The 14973-nt window shown below is 70.4% G+C and carries 12 protein-coding genes; 6 read left to right on the plus strand and 6 right to left on the minus strand.

The window, feature by feature from the left end; translation table 11 throughout:
* Positions 1-72: 72 nt before the first annotated feature.
* From VPH46_RS04945 to VPH46_RS04955, 3 genes are all read right to left on the minus strand, one after another.
* Positions 73-1848: an SLC13 family permease gene (locus VPH46_RS04945; RefSeq protein WP_416609408.1), complete on the minus strand. Its 1776-nt coding sequence runs from the start codon at positions 1846-1848 to the stop codon at positions 73-75.
* A gap of 67 nt (positions 1849-1915) precedes the next feature.
* A complete protein-coding gene (locus tag VPH46_RS04950) occupies positions 1916-6085 on the minus strand; it encodes a translocation/assembly module TamB domain-containing protein (RefSeq protein WP_416609410.1) in 4170 nt (1389 codons plus the stop codon).
* Complete coding sequence (locus VPH46_RS04955) at positions 6082-8052, minus strand: autotransporter assembly complex protein TamA (protein ID WP_416609412.1); 1971 nt, start codon at positions 8050-8052, stop codon at positions 6082-6084. The genes VPH46_RS04950 and VPH46_RS04955 overlap by 4 nt, the downstream gene beginning before the upstream one ends.
* A gap of 141 nt (positions 8053-8193) precedes the next feature.
* Between VPH46_RS04955 and VPH46_RS04960 the strand changes: the two genes are divergently transcribed.
* Positions 8194-8370, plus strand: coding sequence for a hypothetical protein (locus VPH46_RS04960; protein WP_164521241.1), 177 nt, complete (start codon positions 8194-8196; stop codon positions 8368-8370).
* Between the two features lie 3 nt (positions 8371-8373).
* On the opposite strand, the gene VPH46_RS04965 is transcribed toward VPH46_RS04960, so the two are convergent.
* Positions 8374-8991, minus strand: a complete 618-nt coding sequence (locus VPH46_RS04965) for a LexA family transcriptional regulator (protein WP_416609414.1) — start codon at positions 8989-8991, stop codon at positions 8374-8376.
* Between the two features lie 90 nt (positions 8992-9081).
* On the opposite strand from VPH46_RS04965, the gene VPH46_RS04970 reads away from it, so the two are divergent.
* Positions 9082-9264: a hypothetical protein gene (locus tag VPH46_RS04970; RefSeq protein WP_125960534.1), complete on the plus strand. Its 183-nt coding sequence runs from the start codon at positions 9082-9084 to the stop codon at positions 9262-9264.
* On the plus strand, positions 9261-9575 hold the full coding sequence (locus tag VPH46_RS04975) for a hypothetical protein (RefSeq protein WP_416609416.1): 315 nt from the start codon (positions 9261-9263) through the stop codon (positions 9573-9575). Before VPH46_RS04970 ends, VPH46_RS04975 begins: the two co-directional genes overlap by 4 nt.
* 3 nt (positions 9576-9578) lie before the next feature.
* On the opposite strand, the gene VPH46_RS04980 is transcribed toward VPH46_RS04975, so the two are convergent.
* Together VPH46_RS04980 and VPH46_RS04985 are read right to left on the minus strand one after the other, a co-directional pair.
* Complete coding sequence (locus tag VPH46_RS04980; protein WP_416609418.1) at positions 9579-10406, minus strand: hypothetical protein; 828 nt, start codon at positions 10404-10406, stop codon at positions 9579-9581.
* A complete protein-coding gene (locus VPH46_RS04985) occupies positions 10376-11614 on the minus strand; it encodes a TIGR04063 family PEP-CTERM/XrtA system glycosyltransferase (protein WP_416609420.1) in 1239 nt (412 codons plus the stop codon). The genes VPH46_RS04980 and VPH46_RS04985 overlap by 31 nt, the downstream gene beginning before the upstream one ends.
* An 87-nt stretch (positions 11615-11701) precedes the next feature.
* Here VPH46_RS04985 and VPH46_RS04990 point away from each other — a divergent pair, with 87 nt between their 5' ends.
* Genes VPH46_RS04990 through VPH46_RS05000 form a run of 3 tightly spaced genes read left to right on the plus strand, consistent with a single transcriptional unit; the run spans position 11702 to position 14973 of the window.
* Positions 11702-11848, plus strand: a complete 147-nt coding sequence (locus VPH46_RS04990) for a hypothetical protein (protein WP_416609422.1) — start codon at positions 11702-11704, stop codon at positions 11846-11848.
* On the plus strand, positions 11841-13217 hold the full coding sequence (locus tag VPH46_RS04995; protein WP_416609424.1) for a putative O-glycosylation ligase, exosortase A system-associated: 1377 nt from the start codon (positions 11841-11843) through the stop codon (positions 13215-13217). The genes VPH46_RS04990 and VPH46_RS04995 overlap by 8 nt, the downstream gene beginning before the upstream one ends.
* A 7-nt stretch (positions 13218-13224) precedes the next feature.
* Entirely contained in the window at positions 13225-14973 is a 1749-nt protein-coding gene (locus VPH46_RS05000; protein WP_416609426.1) for a hypothetical protein, read from the plus strand.

Below are 14973 nucleotides of genomic sequence, written 5' to 3' on the forward strand. Positions count from 1 at the left end.
TATTCCGGGTCCTGCCGTTTCCCAGAGCGCCCGGCCCTTAGCGCCGCGGCTCGACGCACCTCCCAGGCCGGATCAGTGCACCGGCCATACCCACAGGATCAAGGGCGTCCCCAGCAGCAGGACGAGCACCGACAGCGGTGCCCCCAGCCGCGCATAGTCGCCGAAGCGGTAGCCGCCGGGGCCCATCACCAGCGTGTTGCACTGGTGCCCGATCGGGGTGAGGAAGTCGCAGCCCGCACCCACGGCCGTCGCCATCAGGAACGCCTCCGGCCGGTACCCCAGATCGCCTGCGAACGTGGCGGCGATCGGCGCCATCACCAGCACCGTGGCCGCGTTGTTGAGGAACGGCGTCACCGCCATCGCGGCGACCAGAATCAGGCCCACCGCACCCCAGACAGGAAGCGACGCCGCCGTTTGCGCGAGCCAGACGCCGATGATGTCGCTCATGCCCGTGGTGCGCAGCGTGTCGCTGACCGGGATCAGCGCGCCGAGCATCACCAGGATCGGCCATTCGATATGGCTATATGCGTCCCGCACCGGCAGCGATCCGGTGAGGATCACGATGGCCGCAGCCGCGAAGAAGGCGACCGCCACCGGGACGAGCCCGCTCGCCGTCGCGGCCATGGCCACGCCCAGCACGGCCAGCGGCAGCAGCCCCTTGCGCGCGTTGCCCAGCCGCAGCGAGCGTTCGGCAAGCGGCAGGCAACCGAGCATGCGAAGCCGCTCCGGCAGAAGCCCGAGCGGCCCCTGCAGCACCACCACGTCCCCGGGGCAGAGCACCGTGTTCGCAAGGCGCCGCGTCAGTCGCTCGCCCCGGCGGGAGATCGCGATCAGGTTCACGCCATAGCGCGCCTGGAGCAGCATGCGCCCCGCGGTCTGGCCGACGAGCACCGAGTCCGCGCCGAGTACGGCTTCGATCACGCCGACCTCGTCGTGCTCGCTGCCCTGCGGCTGGGCGCGGTCGTGCCCTTCCAGCTCCAGCCCGTCGCCGGCGATGACCTGTTCGAGCGTGTCGGGAGCCCCGCCCAGGATCAGCACGTCGCCGGCGCGGAGCTCGAGCTCGCGCCAGGGCGTCGTGCGGATGCCGGCGCGCAGCACCTGCGTGACGGTGACGTCATGACCATGGCGGGCAACAAAGGCGGCGATGGTCTCCCCCACCGCCTCGGATCGCTCGGCGACGCGGGCCTCGGTCACATAGTCCTGGATGTCCAGCGCCTCGCCCATCGTCGGCGCGGCGCGACGGTCGCCCGGCAGCAGGCGGTAGCCGAAGCGGAGAAAGACTAGCCCCATGAGCGTAAGGCCTAGTCCCACCGGCAGATAGTCGAACATGCGGAACGGCGTGCCCGTCATGTCCTCGCGCACGCGGCTGACGATGATGTTCGGCGAGGTGCCGACAAGCGTCATGAGGCCGCCCAGCAGCGACGCGAACGACATGGGCATCAGCAGCGCGGAAGGCGAGCTCTTCGAGCGCTTCGCCATCTGAAAGGCGGCGGGCATCAACATGGCGAGCGCACCGATGTTCTTCACCAGCGCGGAGGCAAACCCGACCGAAGCGCATAGCACCATGAGCTGCGAGGGCAGCCGGGTCACATATTTCTGCACCACCCGGAGCATTCGTTCGATCACCCCGGAACGCTGCACGGCGCCGCTGATGACCAGCGCGGAGGCGACGATCACGACGATGTCGTCGGAGAAGCCGCTGAAGGCGTCCTCCTGCTTCACCAGGCCCAAGCCGATCGCCGCGAGCAGGGCGATGACCGCCGTCACATCGTAGCGGAACTTCCCCCAGATGAAGAGCAGCATCATGCCCGTCAGCACACAGACGGACAGGATTTGCGGCGTTGTCATGCGAACGCGGGTCCCCCAGCACCAGTTTTCCGCTGTGCTCAACGCCCGACCGCGCCGGAGGTGCCGATCAATAATCCCGCGAAACGCGAAGGTTAGCGCTCTGGCGGCCGATGGTGGAAATGGAGGAGAGCAGCGAGAGCCAGCGCGTGACGCGGAACTCCACGTTGGTCGCCGAATAGCCCTGCCCGTCGGTGACGATCTCCGCATAGAAGCGCCGCGTCAGATACTTGCCCGCAGCGACCGACGTGCCCTGCCCGGTCTGCGGGTCGGCCGGCAGGATGCGCAGGCGATCGAGGCCGGTCGCGCGGCGCACCGCATTGATCGGGTTGAGCCCGGTATCCCCATCCTGCAGCGCCGCCACCGCGGCTGCGAGCTGCAGCGCCTCCGGTGCCGAGAGGTTGGTGATGGAGGTGCCGAACAGCAGGCGCGACAGCAGTTCGTCCTGCGGCAGCGCGGGCGTGCTGGTGAAGTCGATCTCCGGCTTGAGCGCCGTGCCCGTCACACGGATGTTGGCGTTCAATCCCTCGGCGTCCGCATCGGCGGAGATGTCGAGCGCCGGGTTCGCGGGCACCGACCCATCAAAGCGAATGTTGCCGCGCTCCAGCTCGAACTCGCGGCCCGCGAACTCGACATCGCCCTGGACGAGGTCGGCACGACCGCGGATCGACGGGTTGGTGGGCTCGCCGCGGATGGTAAGATCGGCAGACCACTCGCTGGTGAGGCCGAGGCCGGATACCATCAGCCCCTTGCTGGCGCGCGCCTGCAGGTTCAACCGCCACGGGCGGCGGGGAACCTCGTCCTGCTCGTCGCCCCCGGGCAGGTTGATCTCGCGAATGGCGATGCGCGGCAGGGGTGCGCTCGCAGACGCCTTGCCGAGCTGATAGCGGCCCTCGTTCAGGCGCACTTCGCCGCCGATGGTGCCGCCCGATCCGTCCGACCGGATGGTGATCGGGCCGGTGACGGTGGCGGCCAGCGTGTCCGTGTTGATCAGCCGGGCGCGCTGCGCCTCCAGCGCCAGGTCGATGCCGAAGCCGCGCACGGCCGCGAGATCGAACGTGCCGGTGCCGCTCACCTGCCCCGAGCGGCCGTCGCTGGCGGAGAAGCGGTCGATCACCAGCCGCGATCCGCCGAAGCGGCCCTGCGCGTTCACCTGGGTCAGGACCGTGCCCGTGGCACCGCTCTCGATCCGGGCGTTGGTGGCCCGAAGCGATCCGCGGATCTGCGGATCGGCCAGCCGGCCGCTGACATCGGCGCCGATCGCGAGCGGTCCGGAAAGGTCGAACAGCTCGATCCCCGTAGCCCGCCACAGCGTATCGGCGGGGCCGTCGTAGCGGAGCTGCGCGGCGAGCGGCGCATTGGCGATGCGGCTGGCCAGCGTGCCGCCGCTCCCCAGCGGCGCGAGCCGGGCCTGGGCACGGCCGATGATCTTGCCGCCGCTGGCCAGCAGCGCACGCGCGCCGATCTTGTTGGAGTCGAGCACCGCGGCCAGGCCGATGTCGATCGGCCGCGACGCGAGCACCAGGCTGGCGCGCGACAGGCCGCGCACCGTCATGTTGACCCGCCCGCTCGGCACGCCGTCGCGCAGGGCATAATCGAGCTTGCCCGAGGCGTTGCCGCTGAGGCCCAGCCCGGGATAGCCGATGTCCAGCACCGTCAGCGGCATGCGGGTGAGCTGCAGCGCGACTTCCGTGTCGCCGCCGCCGAAGCGGCCGGACGCCTGCGCCTCCCCGCCGGCAAAGGTGAAGCGGGTCGGCGCGATCCGCCAGCCGCCGTCCGCCTCGCGCCGGATCACCGCCGGCGTCTCGAGCCGGAGCGTGCGGCCGTCGAGGCTGCCCTGGGCCTGCACGCGATACTCGTCGGCGGTTACCTGGGTGACCGACTGGATCGCAAAGGCGCGCCCCTGAGAACCGGCGATGGAGGCTCGCACCTCGCCCTCGCCGCCCCGCAGCTTGGCGTTGGCAGCGAGCCGCGCGATCGAAAGCCCACCCCGACGGAGGCCTTGCGCCGTGAGGGTGGCGTCTATCGTCGTCCCCTCTGGATCGAGCAGCAGGCTTGCTTCCAGCCGGCCGGTGCGCACGCGTCCCTGCCCACCCAATTGCGCGTTGCGGGCATCCGCGGTGATGTCGATACGCTGGATGCCACCCTGAGGGATAAAGCGAACTTCGCCCGAGAGGCCGCCACCGCCGAATGCCAGCCGGCCGTCGAACCCGCCCTCGACGATCGCGATCGCGCCGCTCGCGCGGGTGCCGCTCACGTCGAGGCGATCGACCGCGATGCTCGCGTCCTGGCCGCGCGGGAGCAGGATGCGCCCGGCGCCCGTGAAGGGGCCGAGACGAGAGCCGCCCCCAGCGGTGAAGGCAAAGCCCTCCGCCGTCGGATCGAGGTGTGCGGTCACGTCGCTGAGCCCGAGCGTGTCGTTCGGCCGCTGGAAGCGCAGGTCCAGCGTCGGCTTCTCGATACGCCCGTCGAGCACGAGCGAGACGGGGCCATAGGTCCGCTGGCGCCCCTGGCCCACGAAGCGGAAGGTGCCGTCACGCCGCCGCAAGCCGTTGCCGCTGAGCGTCAGCCCCGGCGAGGTCAGCACGAGGTTGCGGAAGTAGAGCACGCCATCGGCGCCGCGCTCGAGCCCGGTGGTGATGCGGGGCAGGCCTTCGGTGAGCGAGCGGAAGAAGCCATTGTCCAGCCGCACCATCTGCGCGGCACCCCGTCCGACGATCCGCGTTCCCCGCCCGTTCGGACCCGGCACCACCGTCAGCCGCGACTGGACGTCAACGATGCCGAGCCCCGGGATCAGATAGCGCCGGAGCCCGCCGGTGAGACCGACTTCATAGCGGCCGTTCCGCAGATCCAGCACCAGCATGATCGTGGCGTTGAGCTTGTCCGAGCGCAGCCGGAGGTTCGTGCCCGTCAGCGTGCGCGCGGTCACCTTCAGCGCGCCGTCGACGGACAGGTTGCGAAGGATGCCGCCCGCGACGTCTCCGACGCCGGTCACGCGCTGGGCGGTCACCCGGATCGGCACCGTCAAGGGCGCCGGCGAAAGCCGTCCCTTGCCGCTGGCACGAGCACCCTCGAAGCCGGTGTCGTCGAACGCCAGGCGATCGGCCGTGAGCCGATAGTCGAACGCGGCGGTCGCGAACTCCCCCTCCAGGATCGCGCGCAGTTCGATGTTGCGGCCCGACATGTTCGGGAACAGCGCCGCCGGCTGGAGCAGCCGCGCGTGGAGGCGCAGGTCGCGATAGGCGCGGCGTGCGAGGTCGAGGCCACCCTCCGCCTCCAGCGCAAGCGCGCGGGAGCGAAGCCCCAGCCGCCCCTCCAGCCGGCGATTGGCCAGCGTCGCGGCGCCGTTGACGAGGACGCGTGGTGCGGACAGCCGCTGGAGCTTGCCGTGGAGCAGCGATGCCGGGGCGAGCGTACCGCCGAGCGTATAGGCGCCCGCACGATTTCCGAGGGTGAGATCGAGGACCCGCGTGTCGCCGGCGATCCCGAGCGCGCTGCCTTGCCAGCGGGTCCACGTACCGTCGCCGTCGATGCGTAAGGTCAGCGGACGCCGGATGCCCGTGAGCCGGGCCAGCACGCCGTCGGGGCGGCCGATCGCGCGGGTGGCGACCTCGAAGCGATCGCGGTCGGGCTCCGCATCCAGATGGACGCGCAACAGATCGCTGCCGTCGATGCGCGCCGCGAGATCGACCAGCGCGCGGCCGGAGCGGATGTCAGCGCGACCCTGTAGTTTGCCAACGCGCGCCACGCCTGTGACCGCAGGGCCCACCTCTAGCCGATCGATGCGGAGGGCGCCGATACGGATGTCGAACCCGGGCAGGATCGGACCCTTGCGGCCGGTCGGGCGCGGCTGCGGCAGTTTCGCGAGGACGCCGCGCGGGACCACCAGGCGGGTGATGTCGAGCCGGTTCGAAAACCAGGCGAACGGGCTCCAGTCGAGGTTGGCGACCGGCGCGCGGAAGACCAGCCCCTTCGGATCATAGACGCGCACGTCGATCAGCCGCGCCCGGCCGTAGATCGAGCCCTCGATGCGGCCGATGCGGTAGCGCATGCCGTCCTTGGGCTGGAGCGCGGCCACCCGGTTTGCGATCAGCCGGTGGCCGGGACCGGTGTCGAGCAGCAGCAGGAGCGCCGCGATCGCGCCCAGCACCAGCAGCAGCGCGCCCGCGATCCGCCGCGCCCAGCGTCCGCGCCGACGCACGGCGACGGCCGGCGCTTCGGGCGTTTCCTCGTCGCTCAAAATGCCTGCCCCAAAGAGACGTAGACGGCGACGCGCGCGTCGCCCTTTTGAGGGTTGAGCGGCGTTCCCACGTCGATGCGGATCGGCCCGAAGCTGGAATAATAGCGGACGCCCAGGCCCGCGCCGTAGCGGAAGCCGGAGAAGTCCGGCAGCGTCGAGGTGTAGATGTTGCCGCCGTCGAGGAACGGCACCACGCCGAAGTTGCCGAAGGCGCGCACGCGTGCCTCCAGCGAAAATTCCGCGAGGCTGCGCCCGCCGATCGGGTCGTTGTTCGGGTCGCGCGGGCCGATGTCTTGATAGCCATAGCCGCGCACCGACGCGCCGCCACCCGCGTAGAAGCGGCGGGACGGCGCCACCGCATCGCGCGGCGCACCCAGGATCGAGCCCAGCCGCACACGCCCCGCCACCACCACCCCGTCGCGGACCGGCTGGTAGGCACTGGCGTCGATCTGCGCGCGGGTATAGCCGAATGCCTTGCCCGACAGCGACAGTTCCGGGCTCACCCGCGCTCCCAATCGGAAGCCGCGGGTCGGATTGAGCAGGTCGTCGGACCCATCATAGTTGATCGAGGTCGGCGCAGCCGCGATGAAATAGGTCTGCCGCCGCGGCTCGCCGGTGGAGACGATCACGTCGCGTTCGTCGGTGGCGACCAACTCGGCACCGAGCGACCACGTCCAGGTCTTCTGGAAGAAGATGTTCGTCTGCCGCTCCAGCGCGCCCGAGACGGAAAAGGTATCTGCCTCATACGCGTCGCGCTCCACGTGCGAGGCGGAGATCTGACCCGTGAGGACCCGATCGCGCGCATGGAAGTTGTTGCGGCGGAATGTGAGCGCACCCAGCTGCTCGCGGGTGCCGAGCACGCCCCGTACCGTCAGCGCCCCCTCTGGCGGGAACAGGTTGCGATGAGTCCAGCTCGCTTCTGCGCGCGCGCCCTCCCCCGTGCCATAGCCGAGTTCGCCGGCGATGGTTCGCGGCGGCGCCGGTTCGAGCAAGACGTTGAGGTCGACGGAGCCTGGCGAAAGCCCCTCCACCTCCCGCACGCGGACCGAAGACACCAGGCCGGTCTGGATGATCGCGCGGCGCAGGTCGTCCACTTCCGCCGCGTCGTACGGATCGCCGGGAGCGAAGCGGGCGATCTCCTGCACATGCTCGCCGTCGAACACGCGCGCGTCGGGTGTGCTGATGCGGCCGAAGCGCCGCTCCCCGCCGGGCGTGACCGGCATCTCCAGCGTGGCGGTGCGCGTCGCATGATCCACGACCACCACCGGCGGCCGCACCCGCGCGAAGGGAAACCCCTCCCGCCCGACGGCGCTGCGCAACCGCTTCTCGCCCGCCTCGATCGCGTCGCCGTTGACCGGGTCCTGCGGCTTCACACCCAGCGCGGTCGCGAGCGCCGGGGCCTTGGCGCCTGCCTCCTCGGCGCCCGGCAGCGTCACCTGCTGGAAGCGATACATCGGCCCGGGCTCGACCTGCAGCGTGACGAGCAGCTTGCCCTCCTCCGCTGCCGTCGTCGTCGTCACCCGCGCGTCGAAATAACCTTCGTTGCGCAGCAGGTCGTTGAGCAGCGCCGCATCCTCGCGTGCACGCCGATCGATCTGGGCCACGTTGGCGGCATGCGCCTCGTTCGCCCGCAACGTCGACAGTTCGTCGAAGCGTTCGCGGAACAAGTCGCCGCCGATCCCCTCGATACCAAGGACACGATAGCCGTAGCGGCGCTCCACCGTTGCCAGGTCGGCCGTCTGGTCCGTCGCAGCGGTCGCCTCTGCGGGGTCCGGCGACAGATCGGGCCAGTCGACGCCGATGTCAGGCATCGGCGACAGCGGCGAGGCTGGATCGAGGGTCGAGCCCAGGTCGTCCGAGGGGACCGGCGTAGCGGGCGCCTGCTGCGCACGCGCGCCTGCGGACGCGAGTGCGGCGACGCACCCGGCGGCAGCGAGCAGGACGAGCCGGCGGGAGGGCCACGACATAGTGGCTTCCCTAGACCGACTCCACGGCGCCCGCCAATCGTTTAGGCACGACGGTCCGCGATGCGCCGCACGCACGGGGCGGTCCGCTAGGGTGGTGTCGCATGACTGGCGCGCGCGGCATCGACATGGCAGAGGCAGGGCATGGACCCGCGCCCCTCCCGCAACACCGCTGCCGGCGGCTTCGCCATCGCGACCGGCGTGCTCGGCGGTACGATCCTCGGCGCCGTCGGCTTCCACCAGCCGACGATCGGCTTTCTGGTCGGCGCGGCGGCGGGCGTCGCGATCGCGCTGGCGGTGTGGCTGGTCGACCGCCGCTGACGGTCAGCGCAGGCGCCGGGCCAGCCAGACGACACGGCCCACGATCTCCAGCCGGTCGCCCGGGCGCACCGGGATCGGCGGGTATGCGGGATTGTCGCTGACGAGAGCGGTGCCGTCCGTGATTTTGCGCAGGCGCTTCACCAGCAGCACGCCTTCGTGGCGGACGACCTGGACGCCCTCCCCGCCGTCTCGCGAGCCGGTGTCGACCAGGATCGAGTCGCCGTCCTCCAGCGTCGGCGCCATCGAGTCGCCGCGCACGGCGATCATCGACAGCGCCTCCGGCCGCGCGCCGAGCCGGCGGACGAACTCACCATCCAGGCGCAAGGGTGCGGCGGATTCCAGTTCCACCAGGGCGCCAGGTCCCGCGGAGGCCGCAAGGTCCAGGCGCGGGATCGCGACCGTGTGCGGCACCGCCGGACCTCCCAGGCGGCCTTCCGGAACGCCGAAGTAGCGGGCCAGCTTCTCGCGGTCCTCCTCGCGCAACATGCGCGGGCTGCCGCGCTCCAGATATTGCTGAAGATAGGCGGCGTTGCGTCCGAGCAGTCGCGACAGCGCGGCCAGGCTCTCGCCCCGCTCTGCCGCCAGGGCGGCGAGCACCGCGCGTTGCTGCTCGGGTTCCACGCCTCTTGGTAGCCGTAGGAATCTTCCTAGACAAGTTGGATTTGCGAGAACAGAACCGGAACGGAAAGACGCGAATCAGGAGATTGTCAGGTGACAATTCTGCAGAAGATCGACCGGTTCCTGCACGCGAGCGGCATGCCGCCGACGCTGTTCGGGCGGAACGCGGTGCACGACCCGCGGCTGGTCGGCGACCTGCGCAACGGACGCGAACCGCGGCCCGACACGGTGGCGCGGATCGAGACCTATATCGCCGAGCAGGAGGGCCGCGCATGAGCCGCGGGCCGGACGTGACGACCTTGCTGGAACGCCGGCTGTTGCTGGCCGGCCAGGCAGGCGGCCACGGGATCACGATCGAGGGCATCGAAAGCACGCCCTGGGCGAGCGCCACCTTCAACGGCGCGCGCCACCGGGTCCGGATGGCCGGGAGGGCGACAGCGGAACTAGAGGCGTGGCTTCAGGCGTTGCCGGAGGCGGAGCTGCCGCTGCGCGGGCACTTGGTGGCCGACTTAGAAATGCTGTCGAGCAAGGTGGATGGCGAGCGGCTTCGCGCCGAAATCGAAGTACTGACGGTGGAGGAACGCTGATCCTCAGGCGCTGGTGGCCCAGCGTCGCAGCGAGGCGAGCGTCGCCTGCAGCGTCTCGTCTCCCGCACTGCCACGCGCGAGCTGGGGCGCGCCCTCGCCCCGCTCCCGCCGCGCGAGCCCCCGCTCAAGCCGGACCAGCAATGCGCGGGTCGAGCTTTCCTCGACCGGCGGCTCCGGTTCGGGCTCGGGCGGTGCGGCGAAACCGGCGCGGATCTGACGGGTGAGCAGCACCGCATCGGCACCCTCACCCGACGCCGCATCGATGTGGAACAGCGGCCGCGGCGGCTCGACCGGCACCGGAATGGCGTCCGGATCGAAGGCAGCGAGCGGCAGGTCGAGGTCTTCCGGCAGCGCCTGCTCGATCGGCTCGGCCGGAACCGCCACGACCGTGTTCGCCGCCGTCACCTCCAGAAAGGGGGTGCCGAGGTCGCGCATCGCGAGCACGGGCGCGCGCGCCGGGGCGTCCGGATGCGCATCGCCGCGGCGCAGGACCGGAATGGCCGCGATCTCCCGCGGCGCGGCGCGCCCGGGACGGCGGATCGCCGGGAGCGTCATCACCAGGGGGAGCCTGCCGAAGGCGATCCGGCCCAGCCCCCACATCAATCCCGCAGCGATGCCGCCTAGGAACAGCATCAGCGCGAGGCGCGCCGTCATCCCCAGCGGCGGCGCGGCTGCGGCGAGGATGGCCGGCAGCCCGCTCGCCGCGACCTGCCTTTCCAGGAGAGCCGTGGGCAGCAGCAGCACGATCAGCGCGACGCCCCCCCCGCCGAGAACGGCGGCAGCGGTGGCGGCGGGCAGGCTCAAGCGTCGGGGAGCGACTGTGGCGTCCATGGTGCGTCCGTTGCGAAGCCTTTGACAAGCGCGTGGTATACGGGTTCGTAGCGCGAAACATTTGACGACCAGTTACGCTCGCGCTCGACGAAAGCGCGGGCGCGGACGCGCATCGCGTCCCACTCTCCCCGGTTTTCGAACAGCGCGGCCACCCGTTCGGCAAGCGCCTGCGGATCGTCGGCGGGGAACAGCGTGCCGGTATCGCCGTCCCGGATCAACTCGCGGTGGCCGCCGACATCGGAAGCCGCCACCAGCCGGCGCTGCGCCATCGCCTCCAGCGGCTTGAGCGGCGTGACGAGGTCGGTCAGCCGCATGTGCTTGCGCGGATAGACCAGCACGTCGACGAGACCGTAGTAGCGCTCCACCGCCTCGTGTGGGACCCGCCCGACGAAGCGGATCGCGTCGGAAGCCGGCGACGCCGCGGCCTGGGCGCGCAGAGCAGCCTCCGTCGGGCCACCGCCCACCAGCAGCAGCTTCAGCCGGGGGCGCCTGGCCACCAGCGCCGGCATCGCCGCGATCAGATCGTCCAGCCCTTCATAGTCGTAGAAGCTGCCGATGAAGCCGATCGTCTCTCCCTCCAGCCCCAGTTCGCGGGCGAGCGCCGCGTCCGGCGGCGGCGGGTCGCCGAACAGCGCCATGTCCACGCCGTTGGGGGACACGAAGATGCGGGCGGGATCGATGCCGCGCGCGACGAGGTCGCGCTGCAGTCCCTCGCAGATCACGGCGACCGCGTTCGCGCGGCGCACGAGCCAGGTTTCGAGGCGGCGGATCGCCCGGTAGCGGAACGAGCCTTCACGCCCGGTACCGTTGCCGACCGCGGCGTCTTCCCAGAAGGCGCGGATCTCATAGACGAGCGGCAGCTTGCGGCGGCGGGCCACGAGCAGCGCCGCCAGCCCGTCGAGCACCGGCGAATGGGCGTGCAGCACGTCCGGCTTGAACCGGTCGACCGCCTGCTCGACGCGCCGGGCGAGGGCCGCCACCTCGCGCAGTTCGCCCAGGGGCGCGCGGGCGGGTTCGGGCGGATCGGTGCGGAAGAAGTGCAGCCCGTCGACGTCCTCCTCGGGGGCGGCGTGACCGCCCTGCCGTGCCCCCGTCACGCCCGCCACGGTCCAGCCGCGCGCGATCTGCGCCTTCAGGATCGCGCGCGTGCGAAAGGTATAGCCGCTGTGCAGCGGCAGACTATGATCAAGGACGTGCAGGATCCGCATGGCTGGTGTCCTGCCTCTAAAGCATTTAACGCTGCGTCAACCGTGCTTGTGCAGTCGCTGGCCGGCGAGAGGTAAGAAAGCGGGACGATGATCGACAATTTCTCGCTTGGTCTCTCGCACGGGTTGATGCTGCTGGCCGCATGGCTGCTGCTGCGGCGGCCGGACCTGGACCGGGAGACGCCCCCCGCATCCGAGCCCGCTAAGTCGCGGCGCAGGAACCGCTTCGGTGCGTGATCTTGCATTTGTCGGCTTCCTGGCAGCGCTGTTCGCCTTCGGCTTTCGCCGGCCGTTCCTGTTCGTGCTAGCCTATGCCTATATCGACATCGTCTCGCCGCAGCGGCTGACCTACCTGCTGCTGAACTCGGTGCCGATCTCCGCGATCGCGGCCGCCTTTGCGGTGGGCGGATGGCTGCTCGCCGATGACAAGCGCGGGCTGCGGATCGCGCCTCGGCAGGTGCTGCTGATGATGCTGATCGGCTGGTGCTGGTACACCACCGTCCACGCCGACTTCCCGGTGGAGGCCCGGTACAAATGGGACTGGGTGTGGAAGGCGATGGCCTTCGCCATCTTCCTGCCGCTGACCCTGCGCACGCGCCTGAGGATCGAGGCGTTGCTGCTGTTCATGCTCCTGTCGGCAGCCTCGATCATCGTGGTGGGCGCCATCAAGACGCTGGTGACCGGCGGCGGCTATGGTGAGCTGAACCTCATGGTCTCCAACAATTCGGGCCTCTACGAGAGCAGCACCATCTCCACCGTCGCGATCGCGATCATTCCGATCATCCTGTGGTTCACGCGGCACGGGACGATCTTTCCGCCGGATTGGCGGGTGCGGACCTATTGCTATGCGCTGAGCTTCGCATGCCTGCTGATCCCGGTCGGCACCTCGGCACGGACGGGCCTGCTGTGCGTCGGGCTGCTCGCGGTGCTGATGCTGCGCGAGGTGAAGCGGCGGGTGCTCTACCTTTCGGCACTGGGAGCGGCAGCGCTGATCGCGGTGCCGCTGCTTCCCTCCACCTTCACGGAGCGCATGGAGACCATCCGCAGCTATCAGGCCGACACGTCCGCCTCGACCCGGCTGGCGGTGTGGCAGTGGACGATCGACTATGTGCGGGATCACCCGATGGGCGGCGGGTTCGACGCCTATCGCCAGAACCGCATCCGCTACGACACGGTCGCCACCGTCGGAGACCGCAACAACGCGACGGTGGAGCGCGCGCTCGAGGTCGATCAGGCGCGCGCCTACCACAGCGCCTATTTTGAGATGCTCGGCGAGCAGGGCTATTTCGGGCTGGCACTGTGGCTGGCGATCCACCTGGGAGGGCTGTTCCGGATGGAACTGCTGCGCCGCCGCTATTCGCAGGCGCCGCCGGAGCTTGCCTGGGCCTCGCCGCTCGCGACGGCGCTGCAGCACGCGCACCTCATCTACCTGCTGGGCGCGGCGTTCGTGGCGATCGCGTTCAATCCCTTCGTCTTCATGCTGCTGGGCGCGCAGATGGGGCTCGACGGCTATCTCGCGCGCAAGCGTGCGGAGAGCCAGTGGCGTCCGATCCGGCAGGCGCGACCGAGGCCCGGCGCGGCGCCACTCCAGCCGGCGGAGGGATAGGGAAGCGATGGGGGGACTGTTTCTCGCACGTACGGACAGCGGCCCCTCCTGCGAGCAGGCGTTCGCGGCGGCGCAGGCGCAGGGGGCACGGGCCGGGCTGACCGCCCCGACAAGGCACAGCTTTCCCGGCTGGTCCCTGCTGCATTTCGAGCCGCCGAGCGGCGGTGCCGGAGGCTTGCTGGTCGCGGGCGACGACCTGGTCGCGGTCGCCGGAACGCTGGTGTTCGACGGTCGTCTCGGCGCGCCGGCACTTGCCGCGTTGCTGCGCGAGACGCAGTTGCCGGCGCTGGACTGGTCGCGGATCGGCGGCGAGTTCGTGGCGCTGGTCCGCAAGAACGGCCGCGCCTTCCTGTTCGGCGACTTTTTCGGGGCGTTCCAGCTGTTCCACGACCTGGACAACCGGATCTTCTCGACCTCGCTGCTCGCCGCGTTGCAGGCGCTGCCGAGCGTCCGCTTCGATGCGCAGGGGGTGTACGAACACGCGTTCAACGTGGTGCCGATCGGCGACGACACGGTGTTTGCCGAACTGAAGACGCTGGGGCCGAAGTGGGTGCTGGAACTCACCCGCGACGGGGTGACCCGCCACGCGACCGCGAAGCCGCTGCCCCATGCGCCAAGCCGGGCCCGCCCCCCCGATCGCCTGGCCGAGCATGCGGAGCGCCTGCGCGCGACGGTGGCGCCCTATGTCGCTGCATATGGCGACCGCATTCACTGCCCGCTTTCCGGCGGGATCGATTCGCGGCTGCTGTTCGCGGGGCTGCGCGCGGCCGGCAGCACGCCATCGGTCTATGTCTATGGGCCGGAGGGTAGCGCGGACGTTCGGATCGCGCAGGCAATCGGCCGGGCGGAGGGGTTCGCAGTCGACTGGATCGACAAATCGGCCGCGCCGATGACGCCTGAGGCGTTCCCGGCGCAGGTGGAGGCGAACTTCCACCAGTTCGACGGGCTGCCGACCTATGGCAACATCTTCGACAACGGCGGCCATGCCGCAGCCCAACTGCGTCGGCACGCGGACGGCGACCTCGCGGCCTCGGGCGGATGTGGAGAAGTTTATCGCGACTTCTTCCTGCTGCCCGACCGGCGGCTGACCGCGAGGACCATCGCCCGCAGTTTCTTCGCGCGCTTCACGCCCGGGGACGCCACGCCGGGGTTCGACGGGCGCGCGTTCCTGGACCGGATCGCAGACAAGATCGCCGACGCCCTAGACCTGCCGGACGCGCGGACCAGCATGTCCCGCACCCATGCCGAGCAGGCCTATCCGCGCGTGCGCTGTCGGGCGCTGTTCGGCCGCGAGATCAGCCTGGAGGCGCAGCACGGCGCCTATCTGATGCCGTTCCTGGACCATCAGCTGGTGTCGGCCGCGCTGACGCTGCCCATGGCCGCAAAGCACGCCGGGGCGTTCGAAGCCCGGCTGCTGGCGGCGATCGACCCGGTGCTCGCCGGCTATCCTTCCGCCTACGGCCATGACTTCGCCGGGCCGCCGAGCCTGCGCCACCGGTTCGACGAATGGTCCTCGCGCATCCGGCCGGCTTGGGTGCGCCAGCACAGCTATGCGGTCCAGCGCCGGCTGCGGCCGCTGGGCGACGAGCACGGCGGGCTGCTCTCGCCCGACTATATGCACCGGGTGATCGACCCCGCGTTCCCGGCGATGCAGCGCTACTTCGACATGGAACGGATCACCGACTCCGGCCTGTGGCGGCGGATCGCGTGCCTGGAGTATCTTGCCGGCTGGCTGGGGTCGCGCCTGGCGACGTGA

The organism is Sphingomonas sp. MJ1 (PH-R8), assembly GCF_048058635.1.
Lineage (GTDB): Bacteria > Pseudomonadota > Alphaproteobacteria > Sphingomonadales > Sphingomonadaceae > Sphingomonas.